Source organism: Labrys sp. KB_33_2, assembly GCF_052114505.1.
Classification (GTDB): Bacteria; Pseudomonadota; Alphaproteobacteria; order Rhizobiales; family Labraceae; genus Labrys.
Genome location: NZ_JBFREW010000001.1, coordinates 513,446 through 529,155, shown reverse-complemented (window position 1 = coordinate 529,155; position 15,710 = coordinate 513,446). Strand labels below are relative to the sequence as shown.

Genomic DNA, 15,710 nt, shown 5'->3' with positions numbered 1-15,710 from the left:
ACAGGGCGAAGGCAACGATCGTTGTAGCCGCTCTGTCTTCAACCCTGCTTCCACAGCCAGCGCAGATAGATGAATAGGCCGATGCCGCTGATAAACGGCCCGATCACCGGGATGAGGGCGGGGACAATCAGGATCGCGGCAATCACCAGCAGGCGCTGCGGCGTGAAGCGCGGCCTCTTGCCGGCTGGCGGCTCGCGGCGTGTCTCCCGCCGGTCCGCCGTCTGGCCCACCGAAGACGCCGCCGTCTCGGCGGAAGGCCGCCGCAGGGCACTTTGCACGGCAGGCCGGGCTTCCGCCTGACGCCGGGCCTGTTCGGCCTTCCTGGCCTCTTCGCGCGCGAGAGCCGCCAGTACGGGATCGAGAGCCGGCGCTGGCCTTTCCGCCGGCAACCAATGATGGCCAGCCGGCGCGCGCCCGGCCGCGGCGGCGGCGCGGAAAGCCACTGCACCGCCCGGCTGCTTCGGTCTTGCAGCCGGGACGGCATACGCCGCGGCGATGCGGCGCGCGCGCTCCAGCAGGGCGGCACCCTGCTGCGGATCCACCATGGCCGCGAACTGGCCGAAGCCGAGCAGGGAGCGCACAACATCCTTGCCGGGACCGAAATGGCGGCCAGCCGGACCGTGTTTTTCCACCTGCTGCAGCACGGCGCGATAGCGGCGCAGCAAGGGACGGGGAACGGCGACCCGTTCGTTGACGGTCAGTCCCGTGACCTCCTGATGCCCCGAGCGGCGCATGATGCGGGTCTTGTCGGGATGGACGGTGAAGCCCTCGGCGGTGACAATGCTCTGCACCGCCTTCAGCAAGGTGCCAATCTTGCGCACCGCCTCGCCCGAGCCCGAAAAAGTAAGGTCGTCGGCATAGCGGCTATAGGTAAAGCCGAGTTCGTTGGCGAGGCCGTCCAGCCGGCGATCGAGATAGCGGCAGATGACATTGGTGATCGCGGGGCTGGTCGGCGCGCCCTGGGGCAAGAGGCGCCTGCCGTCGCCGACGAAATGGCGCTCGCCGTCGAGATGGACCTCGTCGACCATCGCCTCGGTGCAGAGCAGCGCGAGCAGGATCGCTGCTTTTTCCGCATACCCTAGGGACCGGAACATGCCCTTCACCCGTGCATAGGTGAGGGTCGGGAAGAAATCCTTGAGGTCGAGATTGACAACCACGTCCTTGCCGACATGGTTGCGGGCATTGGTGAGGATCGAACGCTCGGGCACGAAACCATGCGCCGCCTCGTGCAGGCCGACGCGAGCGAGGATGTTGTCGAGCACCCAATATTGCGCCCGCTTCAGCCTTGGCATCGGCGCCGAGATCAGGCGCTCTCCACCAGTCTTTTTGGGAATACGGAAACGCTGATAATGGCTGACGGAAGAGACTTTGCGACTGAAGGTGAGAAAGCGCAGCTCTGAAAGGGGAATACCGATGCCGTCCGCCAGGGCCTTGGCATCTGCGATATCGGGTAGTCCCGGCAGGAGCGGCCGCCTGATCGGATCGGCGCTGAGACCGGCGGAGACGCCCTCCCCCAGATAAAGCACTTCGCGCTGGCGCCGCAGATGCCAAGCCTCGGCCCGGTCCTGCCGGGCCTGGGCATGGCGGCGCCTGGTCTCGGCCCGCCGTGCCAGGGCCTCGGCCTTGCGGCGCTTGTGCATCTCCTTGATCGCCCGCTCCGGATCGCTCCACAGGGCGTTCTGGCGCTGAAGCTCACCGAGTTCGCGCAGGGCCTCGCCGCGCTCGCGTATCGCCGCGGCCGCCGGGCTCGGCGCGGCCGTGCCATCCGGCCAGAAGCCGAGCCGGATCATCTCTTCGAGAATGACCTCGTCCTTGGACGATACGCGGATGCGGTCATAGAGTTCCTGCCGGGTCAGGCTTCCCGGTGCGACGGTCTGGTTCACGTCGCCTCCCGCCATTGGGGACGAAGGAACGCGTCGGCGCGGGGAACCGGAAGGGGCGCAGGCCGGGCTGCCTTCGTCTCATCCAAGGACTGGATCAATCCACTCGAAGCGGGGACGCCTACCGGTGCGCTATTGGGTTCAAGGAACCCAATCTGCAATAGCGCACCGGTAGGCGTCCCCCGCCCAGTGAAGATTGGGCCAGTGATGCGTGAACGGTCATGTTGCAAGGACGGCGATACGCCGCCCGGGTTGCAAGGTCCTGACCGGCCCGCGCCCTTCCGATAGGTGAGGTAAGCGCATCCGCTCACCGATTTCAAGCCATGTCGCCGTTCCCGGCGGAACAGCGGCGAGAAAGCTCCAACGTGACGGCGCGCCGTCCCTGGCGACGGCTCGGTAAACAAGGGAAGCCTCATGCCGCGCCCCCCTTGTCCTGGGCCACGCCCTCGACCTCGGCATGGAAGATGCGCCTGAGCGCCAGCATGTGCTCGCAAGGCCCGCGCATCATCTTGTTGTGGCCGTAGAAATGACAGCTGCAGCGTGCCTCGACCAGGCGATCGTCAGCGTCGATCGTGAGCGCGACACTCTCCTTGCGGGCGTTGTCGAGCACGGTGCCGGTGACGACGCGGCGGCCCTGATTGCGGTCGACGCCGGCGATGGTGACGAGATTGGCCTCGACCAGGCGATCGGCGTTGGCCTCCTGCTCGCTGGCGAAACGCAGTTCCGACAGCGCCAGGGGCTCGCGCGTGAGTTCGCGCCGGCGATAGACCCCCTTGTCGAGGTCGAACATCACCCGCCCCGCCTGGGTATAGGCGGCCAGAGCGGCCTGGACGATACCCTCCTCCAGCCCGAGGTCACGGGCGAGGTCCCGCGCCGGCGCGGCATGCCGGTCTCCGAGTGCGGCGAATACGCGCCGGGCCGTATCGGCATCCACCTTGTGGCGGGGGGCCAGCAGATCGAACTGACCGGCCGAGGACCAGTCATTGGCCGTCCAGCCGGAGAGGCCGAGGGTGAAGCGGATCCCGCCGAAATCGACCACGAAGAAAGAGGGAAGCCCCGTGCCGGTGAGGTGCACGCGCACGCTGCGGGCAAGCGGCAGCACCCGTTCCAGGATGGCGAGGCGGCGCCGGCCCCAGAGCCGGATCTCGCCTCCTTCCCGACCCCGATAGATCGAGCGCCGGAAGGTGAGGCGCTCGCCCCAGGGCTCGACCAGGACCTCTACCGGCGCATCGGGCTTGAGCAGGAAGCGCAACGAGCGTGGGCCGACGCGCTCCTTCCGGCGCGCGAGGCTGGTGAGGATATTGGCAAGATCCATCGGATTGAGGTCGAAGACATGCGCCGGCAGGGTCATGGCGCTCGATACCTGCAGGAAGCCCCGGACCCAGCTATCGGGGAGGTCGATCTTCTCCTCGCGGAAGCCGTTGTCGTCGGCGGTCTGCACTTCGAAGCCGGACGGATCGATGCTCAGCGTGGTGTCGCGATAGGTCCTGATCTTCTGGAATTCGTCATAGAGCGCATGGCTGTAGTCGATATTGGTGGTGCCATAGGCCATCTCGCCGAGTTGCTCGAACACGTCGTGATCGCAGGACAGGCGCCCATAGCTGGACTCATCCAGGCTGAAGCATTCGAAGAAGATCTCGTCCGGATGCACGGTGATGACCGGATCCAGCACGATCCAGGCATCGCGATTTTGCTTGTAGAGATAGTTGAAATAGGCCTGCCGCGCCGTGAAGAATGGCTTCATCAAGCGCTGGCTCTCGTCATCGAGCGTGCGAATGCGCTTTTGCAGCGTTTCGATGCGCGGCTTCAATTCCTCGCGGCGGGTGGCCGCCTCGGCCAGCAAGGCCGCCTCGTTCTGCTTCAACCATTCGAAATAGGCCGTGCGATCGCGCGGCTTGAACCTGAGATCCGACACCACGACATGGTGCAGCGCGGAGATCGCCTCGCGAAAGGCGAGGTGGCGCGCGACCTTCCCGGTGAAGAAGGTCGGCTGGCGCAGCGTATCGGGCGCGAAGCCGAAAGTGGACGCCCCCGCATCTGTACTGGCGCGGCTTTCGCCGAGAAAACGGTAGACGAAATTCATGCCGCGCTCTCCTGCGAGGCTGAAGGAACCGCCAGACGGGCCGGTGTAAAACGAATCGGGGCTTGGGCGATCGGCAAGGCGATATCCGGCCACCGGCGGGCAATCTCGGTGAGGATGGCGAGCGCCGGCGCCCGGTCCTTGGCAACAGCGCTGAGGGTCAAATCATGTAAGAGGCGCCAGATCGCCTGCGCCCTTTCATGGCTTTCGAGCGCCTCCCGCCGGAGCGCTGCGAACACGCGGTCCTTGGCGATCCGGCCACGATTGATCTGCATCAGAATGATGCGAGCCTGCGTCAGGAAGGTCGCGAACAAGGTGGGATTCGCAAGGCTCTGTCCGGTGATCAGTTCGGTGACGAAGAGATGGAAGCTGCCCGAGGGGTGTTCGAGCACGCGCGCGAGCACCATGCCGGCATCGCCCGTATCGAGGCTCCGGCGCAGCAATTGGCGTGCACTCTCCTGCACGGCCGGCGAGGTGGAATCGGCCATCACCGCCAATGCGGCAGCCGGCAAGGCGCCATCGGGCCAGGCCAGCAGCCGCCGTGTAGCGGGCTCGCGTATGTCATCCCACTCGCTTTCGACCAGCAGCACCGCATCCTCGGGTGCTGCCAGGAAGCGGGCCTGGTCGGTCTCGAAGGCATTGAGGGCGAAGGCGCGCACCGCCGCGAAGGGATGATTGCCGAGCCGGGCAAGCTGCTTGACGGAAAAGCGCGAAGCATCGCTCTGCGTGATCGCCCGGGTGCCGAGCAGCCGCGCACCCTTGGCCCGTGCCTGCAACAGGCGCCAGAGCGTCGATGTATCGATGCCGGTGAGAAAATCGGGCAGGCTTGCGGCGAACAGCTCGACCATATCGGCCGCATGCCCGTCGGAAGGTTCGGCCCGGAACAGGCCATCGATCAGCCTGTCCCTGAGAGCCTCCGCAAAGCCGCGATTGTGCACAGCAAGCCGGGCCACCAGTGGGCGGGCCGCCGCGCGCAGATCCGCGTGGGCCCCGGTGGCGGCCGCGAGGATGGTCTGGCTTTGCGCTTCGAGTTCAGCGTCTTCGAGCCGGGCGAGCAGGCGCATGGAGGCGGACCGCACCGGCAGCGATTCGGCTGCGAGGACGGCATCCCAGAAGGGGCGCGGCAGCTCGCCAGGGCGAATCGGCGTAACGGCGAGCAGTTCGATCGCAGCCCCCTGCACCACGCTGGCCTTGTGGCCCGTCAATGCCTCGATTGCGGCCGGGGGCAGCGGGCAGTCATGGGCGGGCCATAGAGCAGGCAGCAAAGACAGGGCAAAGCGCAGGCCGACGATCTGGCACTCGTCCGGTTCGACCGGCAAGGTTCCGAGCCAGGCTGCGAAATCCTCGGTCAGGCGGACCCGCTGCTGCCGGCTCGGCGGGCGCTGTTCCAGCCAATCGCGGCTCGCCTGCTGCATGCGCGCCTGCGTGGTGAGCAGGGCCGCCAATGCCAAAGCCGGTTCGGACCAGGGCCATTCGGGACGCGCGGCGATCGCCCGTATCGCCAGCATATGGGCCTCGGCGAGGTCGGCCTGCATCAGGGCCGCGATCAAGGCGGCATCGGCCTTGTCATCGTCGACGAGGCGGCGCGCCAATGATACCGCCAGGCCCAGCACCTCGATATAGGGAGAGGTCAGCAGGTCAGGGATCGCGGCGGCATCCATCGCCGCCGGCCGCGCCGGCCCTTCCTGCAGGGCCTGGACGGCAAAGAGTGCCGCGGCCTGGTAGCGTGCCCCTGCCGCCACCCGCAGCAGGCGCTGCGGCTGGGTGTCCCACAAGGCCGGAAACGCCTCCCCGCGCCCATCCGCACCCGCTTCGTCGGCAACCGAGAAGCTCAGCCTGTTGGGACGGAAGCGCACGCCGGGTTGATTGCGGTGAAGCAGTTGGCCAAGACTCCAGATCCGCCGCAGGGCCGGATGATAGAGCGTGCGCCGCTGATACCGCCCGTCGACCTGCACGAAATGCTGCTGCTCGTAGGCCTTCTCGCCATCGGCATCGCTGAAAGCCAGCAGCAGCTCGCACGCCATCGCGGTGAAAGCGTCCTGGCCGAGTTCACCGCGCTTGCGCAGGCTGCGCCAGGCCCGGCGCTTGAAATAAAGCAGCGTCTGTTCCGACAGCGCGACGCGCGGCGTGGCGCTGGCCTGCTCCTCACTGAGCTTCAGGGGCTTGCGCTCGCCCGGGAGCCAGACCTGGCCGCGATAGGCATAACGATACATCGGCGAGGCCAGCTCGAACTGGCGGGCCGTCGCCGCAAAAAGCGGACCATCATCGGTGAGGTCGGCATATTTGAACAGGCGCCGCAGCACCTGCACGAAGGGAGGCCGGGCGGAGATGGCGGCGAGCCCCGCCAGCAGGGCCTTCCGGGCGGCGGCATCGACGAGCGCGCGATGGGCAAGGGCAATCAGGAACTGGTTGGCGAAGCCCGGCTGCATCGCTGCCACCGCAAGCAGCGTATCGACCAGGGCATGGCCATCGGCGGCGGCGATGGCGGCCTCGATGGCCGCAGCCTGCGCCGCATTGCCGGCCCTGGGCAGCGCAAGGCGCGGCGGCTGCCGGGCCGGACCGAGGAGATCGCTGGCGAGAGCGTAGGCGGCATAGTCGCGCGTTATCGCGCTGATATTGGTCTCGGCGATCCCGGCCAAAAGCCCGGCCGCATCCGGGCCGCCGCAGCGCGCCAGGGCATGCACCAGGCTGTAGCTCGCCTCGTTTGGGCCAAGCTTTTCGGTCATGGCCGCGAGCTGCGGCCAGGCGGCCCTCAGACGGATAACGCCGATGCGCCAGAACAGGCGATCGCGCTCCTTGGCGGGCCAGGGCGAACGCAGGCAGGACGCGAGCTGGTTCAGCAACTCGCCATCGCGGCCGCCCACCGGCGCCTCACCAGGCGCTTGGGAGGTCGCCACAGGCTTGGCTTCCTCGCCCATGCGGCGATAGCCGTCATTCACCTTCGAAATGACGACGCTGTCATAAAGCTTTTCTGCCGATGACAACGCGACCGGGGAAAGTGTCTTCGTACCATCTCGCAGCGTCGCCCCACGCCTGCCATATCGAAAATTGACCAGATAACGTTCTTCGACTTGCTGACGCTCGAGATCGACGAGATCCACCTCGTAGATCTTGTCGGATGTCCCCTCTTTCATCCATAGGCGGACAGAACGGACGAGTTTCATTACCACCCCATGGATGCATTCTTCGATGAAGGTGTGGCAAGTTCCGCCTCCGGCGTCAATCGGCTGCGCGCATCAGGCGATCCCGAGGAAACACTGCCGGAAAGTGCGCGCGGCACCTTCAGCGCGGCATCATGGCCGTTGCGGTCAGCCCGCCGGCACGGGATAAGAAAGCTTACCATCCCGTGATCGGACGAATGCAATGCCTGATATCGACGTCTTCCGCCGCGAACTCGCGGCCGCCTTCCGCCTTGCCGCGAAGTTCGACTTCAACGAAGGCATCTGCAATCATTTCTCGGTGCAGGTCCCGGGTGCCGACGAGCGCTACCTCTTCAATCCCTACGGTGTCCACTGGTCGGAAATGCGTCCGGCCGATCTTCTGCTCGTTGATGGACAGGGGCAGATCCTGGAGGGCGAAGGCGAGCTGGAGGCGACCGCGCGCAACATCCACATTGCCGGGCACCGCGCCAATCCACGTCATCTTTGCCTGCTGCACACCCATATGCCCTGGGCCACCAGCCTGACCATGATCGAGGGGGGGCGGCTCGAAATGGCGCATCAGACGGCGGCCCGCTTCTACGGCCGAACTGCCTATAACGATGAATTCGGCGGCTTCGCCTCGGGCAAGAAGGAAGGCGAGCGCATCGCCAGTTCCGCCAAGTCGGACCAGAAGGCCGATATCGTCTTCCTGGCCCATCATGGCGTCATCGTCGGCGGCCCCTCCGTCGCCACCGCCTTCGACGATCTCTATTACCTCGACCGCGCCTGCCGCCAGCAGGTGCTGGCGATGTCGACCGGCCGGCCGCTCAAGCTCATTCCACAGCAGGTCATCGAGAGCACGGCGCGCGAATGGACTGATGTCCTCGACCACCAGGCCAAGCTGCATTTCGAGGCGCTGATGCGGATCAACGGCCTGTGACGGCGCTACGCTGGGTGCGTATCCGCCAGAACGGCCGGGCAGAATTGTGGAAGCTCGACAAGCCGCTTACCGAGGGCGGCGTTGCCACTTTCTATCGTGGCCGGCTCTTCGAACAGAAGGGTGGTGAGCGGGTGAAGCTGGACGAGGAGGTCAAGTTTACCGAGGCCGAACCGGCCTTGGCCTGGTTTGAACGCCAGCAAGCCTCCTAGAATCACTTCTGCGCTGCGTGAGCTATGCGCTGAGCGCGGATGGCCCTACGGATGCCTCTGTATAACCAAGAGGTACGCTATCCCCTTCCTTTCGCAAGTGCAGCATAAGCGCCCCTGCATTTCCTGGGGAACCGGCTCAAGCAAGGACAAAGAAAAAGCCGCCGGGAATCATCCCGGCGGCTTTGCATTCCGTAACGGATGCTAAGCTCGATTAGCGAGCAGCGCCGCGAGCGATTTCCTCGATACGGCCGCGGAAGATGCCGAGATCAGCAAGCTCACGGTCATCGAGAGCCGAGAGAGCCTGAAGGGTACGGCGATAATTGCGATAGGCCGTGAAACGAGAAGCGATCGAAGAGACGAAACCGAAGAGAACCATGACACTTACTTTCCGAAGAGATTGATTTGTTGCAGTGCATATACTCCTCTTTTGCACCGCACGGTAAAAAATCGCACAGACCGGCGCGTATGCCCGGTATGCGGCGCTTGCATGGATTTTGTGCATAGCGCTTAGCAATAGGGCAACATTCCGCCTCAATCGAATGCCGGCGCCCAAACGGGGACGGATTCCGCCTCCGAATTGCCGCAGGGGTAACCAAGCTGGTAGGATCGCCACCAAAATAAAGCCGGCAACACAAGCCAGCCACAATTGCGCCTTTCCATCGACGAAGCCCAGTAAGGCTGGGGTCGCCGTCAATCAGGGAGCTTGCCCGTGGCCAAGGAGACATCCGACATCCTCGCCATCGACATTGGAGGCACCGGCCTCAAGGCGGCGATCATCAATCCGGGCGGCCAGATGCAAGGAGAACGGGTGCGCGTTGCCACGCCCCATCCCTGCCCGCCCGATCTATTGGTCGAGACCCTGGCGGAGCTGGTCGCGTCCCTTCCCGCCTATAGCCGGATCTCGGTGGGCTTTCCTGGCGTGATCAGGCATGGCCGCGTCCTCACCGCCCCCCACCTTGCTCCCGATGGCTGGGACGGTTTCCCGCTCGGGCAGAAACTTTCGGCACGGCTCGGCGACAAGCCGATACGGCTGATCAACGATGCGGAAGTCCAGGGCCTCGGCCTGATCAGAGGCAAGGGCATCGAGCTTACCTTAACCCTGGGCACCGGAGCGGGGACGGCGGTGTTCCGTGACGGCGAGCTGATGCCGCATATGGAGCTGGCCCACCACCCGATTACCCGCTCCAAGACCTATGACGACTATATCGGCGAGGCAGCACGGGAGAAGATCGGCAACAAGCGCTGGAACAAGCGGTTGAAGCATGTCATCGACGTGCTTTTCGTGCTGTTCCACTATGACCACCTCTATCTCGGCGGCGGCAACACCAAGCATGTGAAACTCGCGCTACCGGCCAACGTCACGCTCGGCTCCAACGATGCCGGCCTCGACGGAGGTGCGGCGCTCTGGCGCCTGAAGAATTTCCACGAATCCGAAGAAGCGCCGGTGCCCCGCAAGGCTAAACCTTCCAGCAAGACCAAGCCTCCCGGCAAATCTCGACCACCCCGCAAGGCCGAATCGATCGGCAAAAAGGGCAAGGCATGAGCGAAACCAATCCGCCCCCCGGTGCCCCGGGCGTCGAGCCACGCTGGACCTCGGCCGCCAAGAGCGGCATCGGCACTGCCGGTTCCGCGTCGAGCCGTGTCTGGTTCGCCCTCAGCCACGGCATCCTCAATGAGATCTACTATCCGCGCATCGACCTCGCCTGCATCAGGGATTGCGGCCTCCTGGTCACGGCGGCAGACTATTTTTCCGAGGAAAAGCGCGACGCCGACGGCGACATCCGCATGGAGAGCGACGGCATCCCGATCTTCGAACTCGTCAACACGGCGCAGGACGGGCGTTATCGCATCAGCAAGACTGTGCTGGCCGACCCCTTCCGCGACAGCCTGTTGCAGGACATTCGATTCGAGGCTCTAAAGGGCGAGACCGAGGATTACGGCCTGCACGTGCTGCTGTCGCCGCACCTCGTCAACCAGGGCAGCCACAACACCGCCTGGGTCGACGACTACAAGGGGCACGGCCTGCTGATGGCCAGCGGCAGCTACGGTTATTCGCTCGCCCTCGCCGCCTCGGTTCCCTGGCAGGCCCGCTCGGCCGGCTATGTCGGTTTTTCCGACGGCTGGCAGACCCTCAAACGAGGCGAAGGCGTCAACCCCACCTGGCTCCGCGCCGAGGATGGCAATGTCGCGCTGAGCGGCACGCTCGACCTTCGCGGCAGCCAGGGCCGTGTGCTGCTCAGCCTCGGCCTGGGCCTCAGGCCGGAGGAAGCGGCTCTCAACGCCATCGCCAGCCTGCAGCAAGGGTTCGAGCCCGCGCGCCGGCGCGTGCGCACCATCTGGCAGGGCTGGCAGGCGGGCCTCGAGGATCTCGACCATATCAGCCCCGCTCGAGGCACCAGCTACCGCACCAGCACCGCCGTGCTTGCCGCCCATCGCACCGGTGCCTTCACGGGCGGCGCCATCGCCAGCCTGTCGACGCCCTGGGGCTACAACAAGGGTGACAACGATCTCGGCGGCTACCACCTGATCTGGCCGCGCGACCTCGTCGAGACGGCCGGAGGGTTCCTGGCGGCCGGCAGCCCGGCCGATGCGCGCGGCATCCTCGACTATCTCGCCGCCATCCAGGAGGGCGACGGCCATTGGGCCCAGAACAACTGGACCGACGGCCATCCCTATTGGGACGGCATCCAGATGGACGAGACCGCCTTCCCCATCCTGCTCTACGACATGCTCGTGCGGGCCGGCAGTCTCGATGCCACCGATGCCAGGCGCTTCGTACCGATGGTGGAGCGCGCCGCGAGCTTCGTGCTGCGTAACGGGCCGGTCACCGACGAGGATCGCTGGGAAGAGGACGCCGGCTATTCACCCTTCACGCTTGCCGTCGAAATCGCCGCTTTGCTCGCCGCTGCCGACGCCATGGACGCGGCGGATCGCCCGGATGCCGCCGCGTTGCTGCGCGAGACGGCCGACGCATGGCATGCCGAAATCGACGACTGGACCTTTGCCATCGATACCGACCTTGCCAGGGCGCTCGGCATTCCCGGCTATTATGTCCGCATCGGCCCCGGCGACACCGAGGACGGGCCGGGCCTCGGCGGCAATGTCGCCATCAAGAACCGTTCCGCCCAGGAGGCCGTGCTCAGCGCCAAGATGCTTCTCAGTCCCGACGCCCTCGCCTTGGTGCGGTTCGGCCTGCGTGCCGCCGACGACCCGCGCATGGTGGCGACCGTGAAGGCGATCGACCATCTCCTGAAAAAGGATCTGCCCAGTGGCCCCTGCTGGTATCGCTACAACAATGACGGCTATGGCGAGCATGAGGACGGATCTGCCTTCGACGGCACCGGCGTCGGCCGGCTCTGGCCGCTCCTGACCGGTGAACGCGCCCATTACGAACTCGCTGCCGGCAGGCCTGAAGAGGCCCGGCGCCTGCTGGCAGCGCTCGAAGCCTCGGCGGGGCCTGGCGGCCAATTGCCCGAACAGATCTGGGACGGCGCCGACCGGCCGGAGCACGAACTCTTCCTCGGCAAGCCGACCGGCAGCGCCATGCCGCTGGTCTGGGCCCATGGCGAGCATATCAAGCTGCTGCGCTCGCTGCGGGATGGGGCCGTGTTCGACACCCCACCCCAGACGGTCGAGCGTTATCTGAAGCGCAAGATTACGAGCAACCGCCGCTTCTGGCGGCTCAACCACCAGCGCCGAGCCATTGCCCCCGGCCAGGTCCTGCGCATCGAACTCGCCGACCTTTCGGCAATTCGCTGGAGCTTCGACGGCTGGGCCAGCCATGACGAAGGCCGAACCCATGATGCGGGCCTGTCCCTCCATGTGCTCGACCTGCCGACCTCGGCCCTGCCTGATGGCGCCGAGATCCGCTTCCGCCTCGCGCCGATCGGCGGCCCCTGGCTGGAGGAGGACTATCGGGTGACGGTGGGGTAGAAAAAGCGCAACTTCCTCGAATGTATTTGCCCTTTACCACGAAGGCCGCGCCGCCCCTCGCTCTTACAAATGAGGCGAGCAACTGCCTTCACGAACCCACCCCCGTCAGGGCCGAGGCCAACATCCAGACAGCGACCAGCGCCAGCATGAAGGCGTAGGCAAAGCCCTGGATGCGCAAGGCCCGGGGCGAGGAGAAGCGCCGGGCCAGCCACATCGCGCCGAGTGCCCAGACGAAATGCGAGACCAGACTGAGGATGGTGAGGGCGACGGCGATGATCAGGGCATTGGCGACCAGCTCTTTATCGGGCAATTGGAACTGGGCGTAGATGATGAGCAGGAGCGTCAACCCCTTCACGTTCAGGCCCTGTACCAGCATGCCACCCCCAAACCCCATCGGCGATGCGTCGGTGGCCGTCGACGCGCTGAGTGCCGAACCCCGTGCCATCTCGAAGGCGATATAGAGAACGACCAGTGCCCCGACGACCTGCACCATGGTGAGCAGACCGGGATAGTTGACCAGGAAGCCGGTGACACCCAGGCCAACCAGGAAAGCGGGCAGGAACACCATCAGGTCCATGCCGAGGATCATCGGCACCGATCGCATCAGGCCGTGGCGGCCTCCCGCCGCCGCGCAGAGGAAATTCGTCGGCCCGGGGCTGAACATCAGCGGAAAGACCAGCAGGAACAGCTTGACGAAAGCTTCGACACTCACCGAATGGCTCCGCCGTCATCATGTCGAGAGTTCATCACCACCCCTTTTTCCGTTTTACAGCCGCCCGCGCCCATACGACAATCAACCCCGTTCAGGCCTGCGGACACCCGGTTCGAACGGATCATACAAACATGTCGGGATTTCCCGAAGTCATCATCATCGGTGGGGGCATAGGCGGACTGGCCGTCGCCAACGCCTTGACGCAGGCGGGAATGAGCTGGGAGATTCACGAGCGGTCGCCACACATCGGAATGGGCGGCACCGGCCTGACATTGTGGCCCAACGCGCTCAGGGCGCTCGGTCGGCTCGGCCTCGACCGCGGCGTCCAGACCTTGGCCGACCCGCTGGAGTTGGGCGAGATCTATGACTGGCGGCAAAGACCATTGAAAACCATCCCGCTGACGCCGGTGCGCGAGCGTAGCGGCCTGCCTCTGCTCTGCCTGCGCCGGGTCGACCTCTATGCCGAGTTGCTGCGTCCGCTCGATCCAGCCAGGATCCATACGGGCAGCCGCTGCGTCGGCTATCAGCGTCAGGCCGAGGGCGCTAGCCTGACCTTCGAGGACGGTTCGGCACGTCGCGCTCCCCTGGTGGTGGCGGCCGACGGCGTGCGATCCTTCCTGCGCGATGCCATGATCGGCTTCTCGCCGCTGCGCTATGTCGGCTGGATGACCTGGCGCGGCGTCGCCAAACTGCCTGCCGGCACCTTCCCGAAGGGCCGCTACCGCGAGTTCTTCGGCCGCGGCAGCCGCTTCGGCGTATTCTGGATCCGCGACGACTATGTCTATTGGTACGGCACGCTGAACAGCGCCGTGCACGACAAGCCTGCCATCCATCCCGCGCACAAGGCCGAGGCCCTGGCGCATTTCGCGGACTGGCCGCCCCTCGCCCATAGCGTGATCGGCGCGACCGATCCGGAGGATCTGGTGCGAACCGGCGTCTATGACACCCTGCCGCTCCCCCGCTGGACCGACGGTGCCCTCGCTTTGCTCGGCGATGCCGCTCACCCGATGACGCCCGATCTCGGCCAGGGCGCCTGCCAGGCCATCGAGGACGCCCTGGCCCTGGTGCACTGCATCAAAGCCGGCTCGGAGCTTTCGGCGGCCTTGTCGACCTACCAGGGTATCGGGCTGGCGCGCACCTCGCCCCTCGTCGCGCGCTCGCGCAAGATAGGCAAGATGCGGCAATGGCAGACGCCGGTGACGGCCACACTGCGCAACACCATCATGCGACTGATGCCGCAAGGCGCCATCCTCAAACTGTTCGAAACCTGATGGCCGATGGCGGTAACAATCGAACAGGGGCACTCGGATGAATAGAACCGCCAGCATCGTGTGCCTCATCTGCGCCCTCAGCTATGCGGCGACCGGCGCCACCTTCTTTCTCGATCCGACCTCGCAATTCAAGACCGGCACGCTGGAGTACTGGAATGCGCTGGCAGGGGCGCCGTTCGGGCGCCAGGCCTTCCTGATGGCCTTCGCCCTGGCCGGTCTCACCGCTTTCTGCGCCATGAGCGAAGTGCAGCGCCTGATAGGCCCGGCGAGCGGCCTCGCCCGGCTCGCAGCCTCGCTCGGCCAGCTCGGCTTCGGTGTCACCGCCATCAGCTATGTCCGCCTGCTCGGCGGCGAGGCCCAGCGCGCCCAGGCCTTCGCAGCAGGTACGGATGCCGTGAGGCAGTCGATCACCTCCTTCTCACTCGTCCTCGATCCGCAAGGCTGGCTGATCTTCTTCCTGAGTGGCGTAAGCCTCCTGCTGTTCGGTGCTCTGGGCTGGCGGCTCGGCACGATCCCCAAGGTCCTGGCCCTGCTCGGCATGGCCGGCGGCCTGCTCTATGTCGTCGCCTTCATCGCACGCGCCAACCAGCAGATGCTGATCGTCGATGTCGCCGCAGGCCTCGGTGGCGTCATCATCGGCCCGCTTTGGTGGGCCGGCCTCTCCCTGCGCTTCCTCAGATCCGGCGATCAGACCTCGGCGAGGCGGTAGGGCTCGAGGCCCTCGCGTTCGACCTTGCGCTGCCACTCCCTTAGGGCGCGCACATGGTAGAACGGAACGTGGCGGGACCAGATGTCGCGCCAGCGCGTAAACACCGGCCTTATGCCCCTGATTGTCCGCAGTACCGGCTCGTCACCGGCCTTGTCCCATTGCCGGGACACGGTGCAGAAGCCACCATGGGTGCAAAGCGCCAGATTGAACAGGAGGCGGTAGAGCGGCCTCGGCAGAAGACGGCCGAGATGTCGGCGCCAGGTCGGGCCGGCGTCCACTTCTGTCCCGTCGGCGAAATCGGTCAGCAGCACTTCCGCCTCGACCCGGATCCGAGCCAGGCGCGCGATGCGGACGACGAAACCCACGCAGCTCTGGTCGAGCAGATCGAAGCTGAGTTCACCCTCGCCCTTGCCGCGCTGGAGCGCCTCGATGCTGGCGCAGATGCCCGCGAAGGCCGGCCGGGACAGGATGACGCGCGTGATCAGCGGGTTCCAGGCGACACGGTCATATTTGTCCGGCAGCAGCAGCATGCCGGGCATGCGCAGGCCAGGGAAATCATCCGGCTCGATACCGGTGCTCTCATCAGGAAAGAAGCCGATAGGGCGAACACCGCCCTCTTCATCCACGAGCCGAACGAAAGCATGGCCGTGATTGCTCACCAGTCCCGGCACCTCCGACTTGCAGACGGAGACGATCTCCAGGACCGGTGTTTCAGGGCGTTCGGCCTCGGCCAGCCAGCGCACGGGTCGAAGCTCCGTCCACAGGGCCCGCTCGTCGATCGGGCCCCGCTTGCCGAGATCCAGGCGATCGGCCTTGCGCTGCCGGCAAAGCATGGT

General features: G+C 65.7%; 12 protein-coding genes. 6 read left to right on the top strand and 6 right to left on the bottom strand.

Going from position 1 to position 15,710, the window contains the following annotated elements; all coding sequences use genetic code 11:
• Positions 1-38 precede the first annotated feature (38 nt).
• From AB4037_RS02510 to AB4037_RS02500, 3 genes are all read right to left on the bottom strand, one after another.
• A complete protein-coding gene (locus AB4037_RS02510; protein WP_441770422.1) occupies positions 39-1,883 on the bottom strand; it encodes a reverse transcriptase family protein in 1,845 nt (614 codons plus the stop codon).
• A gap of 409 nt (positions 1,884-2,292) precedes the next feature.
• A complete protein-coding gene (locus AB4037_RS02505) occupies positions 2,293-3,963 on the bottom strand; it encodes an SWIM zinc finger family protein (RefSeq protein WP_441770421.1) in 1,671 nt (556 codons plus the stop codon).
• On the bottom strand, positions 3,960-7,124 hold the full coding sequence (locus tag AB4037_RS02500) for a hypothetical protein (RefSeq protein WP_441770420.1): 3,165 nt from the start codon (positions 7,122-7,124) through the stop codon (positions 3,960-3,962). The genes AB4037_RS02505 and AB4037_RS02500 overlap by 4 nt, the downstream gene beginning before the upstream one ends.
• A gap of 199 nt (positions 7,125-7,323) precedes the next feature.
• Between AB4037_RS02500 and AB4037_RS02495 the strand changes: the two genes are divergently transcribed.
• Positions 7,324-8,040, top strand: coding sequence for an aldolase (locus AB4037_RS02495; protein ID WP_441770419.1), 717 nt, complete (start codon positions 7,324-7,326; stop codon positions 8,038-8,040).
• On the top strand, positions 8,037-8,249 hold the full coding sequence (locus tag AB4037_RS02490) for a hypothetical protein (protein ID WP_434957592.1): 213 nt from the start codon (positions 8,037-8,039) through the stop codon (positions 8,247-8,249). The genes AB4037_RS02495 and AB4037_RS02490 overlap by 4 nt, the downstream gene beginning before the upstream one ends.
• Before the next feature lie 211 nt (positions 8,250-8,460).
• Here the strand turns inward: AB4037_RS02490 and AB4037_RS02485 are convergent, their stop codons facing one another.
• Positions 8,461-8,625, bottom strand: a complete 165-nt coding sequence (locus AB4037_RS02485) for a DUF1127 domain-containing protein (protein ID WP_082979645.1) — start codon at positions 8,623-8,625, stop codon at positions 8,461-8,463.
• A 333-nt stretch (positions 8,626-8,958) separates the two neighbouring features.
• Between AB4037_RS02485 and AB4037_RS02480 the strand changes: the two genes are divergently transcribed.
• The gene (locus AB4037_RS02480) at positions 8,959-9,792 is read left to right on the top strand and encodes an ROK family protein (protein ID WP_441770418.1); all 834 of its coding nucleotides are present in this window, start codon (positions 8,959-8,961) and stop codon (positions 9,790-9,792) included.
• Positions 9,789-12,182, top strand: a complete 2,394-nt coding sequence (locus tag AB4037_RS02475; protein ID WP_441770417.1) for a glucan 1,4-alpha-glucosidase — start codon at positions 9,789-9,791, stop codon at positions 12,180-12,182. The genes AB4037_RS02480 and AB4037_RS02475 overlap by 4 nt, the downstream gene beginning before the upstream one ends.
• A gap of 88 nt (positions 12,183-12,270) precedes the next feature.
• On the opposite strand, the gene AB4037_RS02470 is transcribed toward AB4037_RS02475, so the two are convergent.
• Positions 12,271-12,894 (bottom strand): LysE family translocator, encoded by a 624-nt coding sequence (locus AB4037_RS02470; protein ID WP_441770416.1) that lies wholly within the window; start codon positions 12,892-12,894, stop codon positions 12,271-12,273.
• 131 nt (positions 12,895-13,025) lie between these two features.
• Here AB4037_RS02470 and AB4037_RS02465 point away from each other — a divergent pair, with 131 nt between their 5' ends.
• Both AB4037_RS02465 and AB4037_RS02460 read left to right on the top strand, forming a co-directional pair.
• A complete protein-coding gene (locus AB4037_RS02465; protein WP_434957596.1) occupies positions 13,026-14,165 on the top strand; it encodes an FAD-dependent monooxygenase in 1,140 nt (379 codons plus the stop codon).
• 37 nt (positions 14,166-14,202) lie between these two features.
• Positions 14,203-14,874, top strand: a complete 672-nt coding sequence (locus tag AB4037_RS02460; RefSeq protein WP_441770415.1) for a DUF4386 family protein — start codon at positions 14,203-14,205, stop codon at positions 14,872-14,874.
• Here the strand turns inward: AB4037_RS02460 and AB4037_RS02455 are convergent.
• Positions 14,853-15,707 (bottom strand): hypothetical protein, encoded by an 855-nt coding sequence (locus AB4037_RS02455; protein ID WP_441770414.1) that lies wholly within the window; start codon positions 15,705-15,707, stop codon positions 14,853-14,855. The two genes, AB4037_RS02460 and AB4037_RS02455, sit on opposite strands and share 22 nt — an antisense overlap.
• Positions 15,708-15,710: the final 3 nt, after the last annotated feature.

Excerpts from the sequence above, each read along its gene's own strand:
- AB4037_RS02475 (WP_441770417.1), top strand. The coding sequence starts at position 9,789 with ATGAGCGAAACCAATCCGCCCCCCGGTGCCCCGGGCGTCGAGCCACGC.
- AB4037_RS02505 (WP_441770421.1), bottom strand. The coding sequence starts at position 3,963 with ATGAATTTCGTCTACCGTTTTCTCGGCGAAAGCCGCGCCAGTACAGAT.
- AB4037_RS02485 (WP_082979645.1), bottom strand. The coding sequence starts at position 8,625 with ATGGTTCTCTTCGGTTTCGTCTCTTCGATCGCTTCTCGTTTCACGGCC.
- AB4037_RS02465 (WP_434957596.1), top strand. The coding sequence starts at position 13,026 with ATGTCGGGATTTCCCGAAGTCATCATCATCGGTGGGGGCATAGGCGGA.
- AB4037_RS02495 (WP_441770419.1), top strand. The coding sequence starts at position 7,324 with ATGCCTGATATCGACGTCTTCCGCCGCGAACTCGCGGCCGCCTTCCGC.
- AB4037_RS02455 (WP_441770414.1), bottom strand. The coding sequence starts at position 15,707 with ATGCTTTGCCGGCAGCGCAAGGCCGATCGCCTGGATCTCGGCAAGCGG.
- AB4037_RS02500 (WP_441770420.1), bottom strand. The coding sequence starts at position 7,124 with ATGAAACTCGTCCGTTCTGTCCGCCTATGGATGAAAGAGGGGACATCC.
- AB4037_RS02460 (WP_441770415.1), top strand. The coding sequence starts at position 14,203 with ATGAATAGAACCGCCAGCATCGTGTGCCTCATCTGCGCCCTCAGCTAT.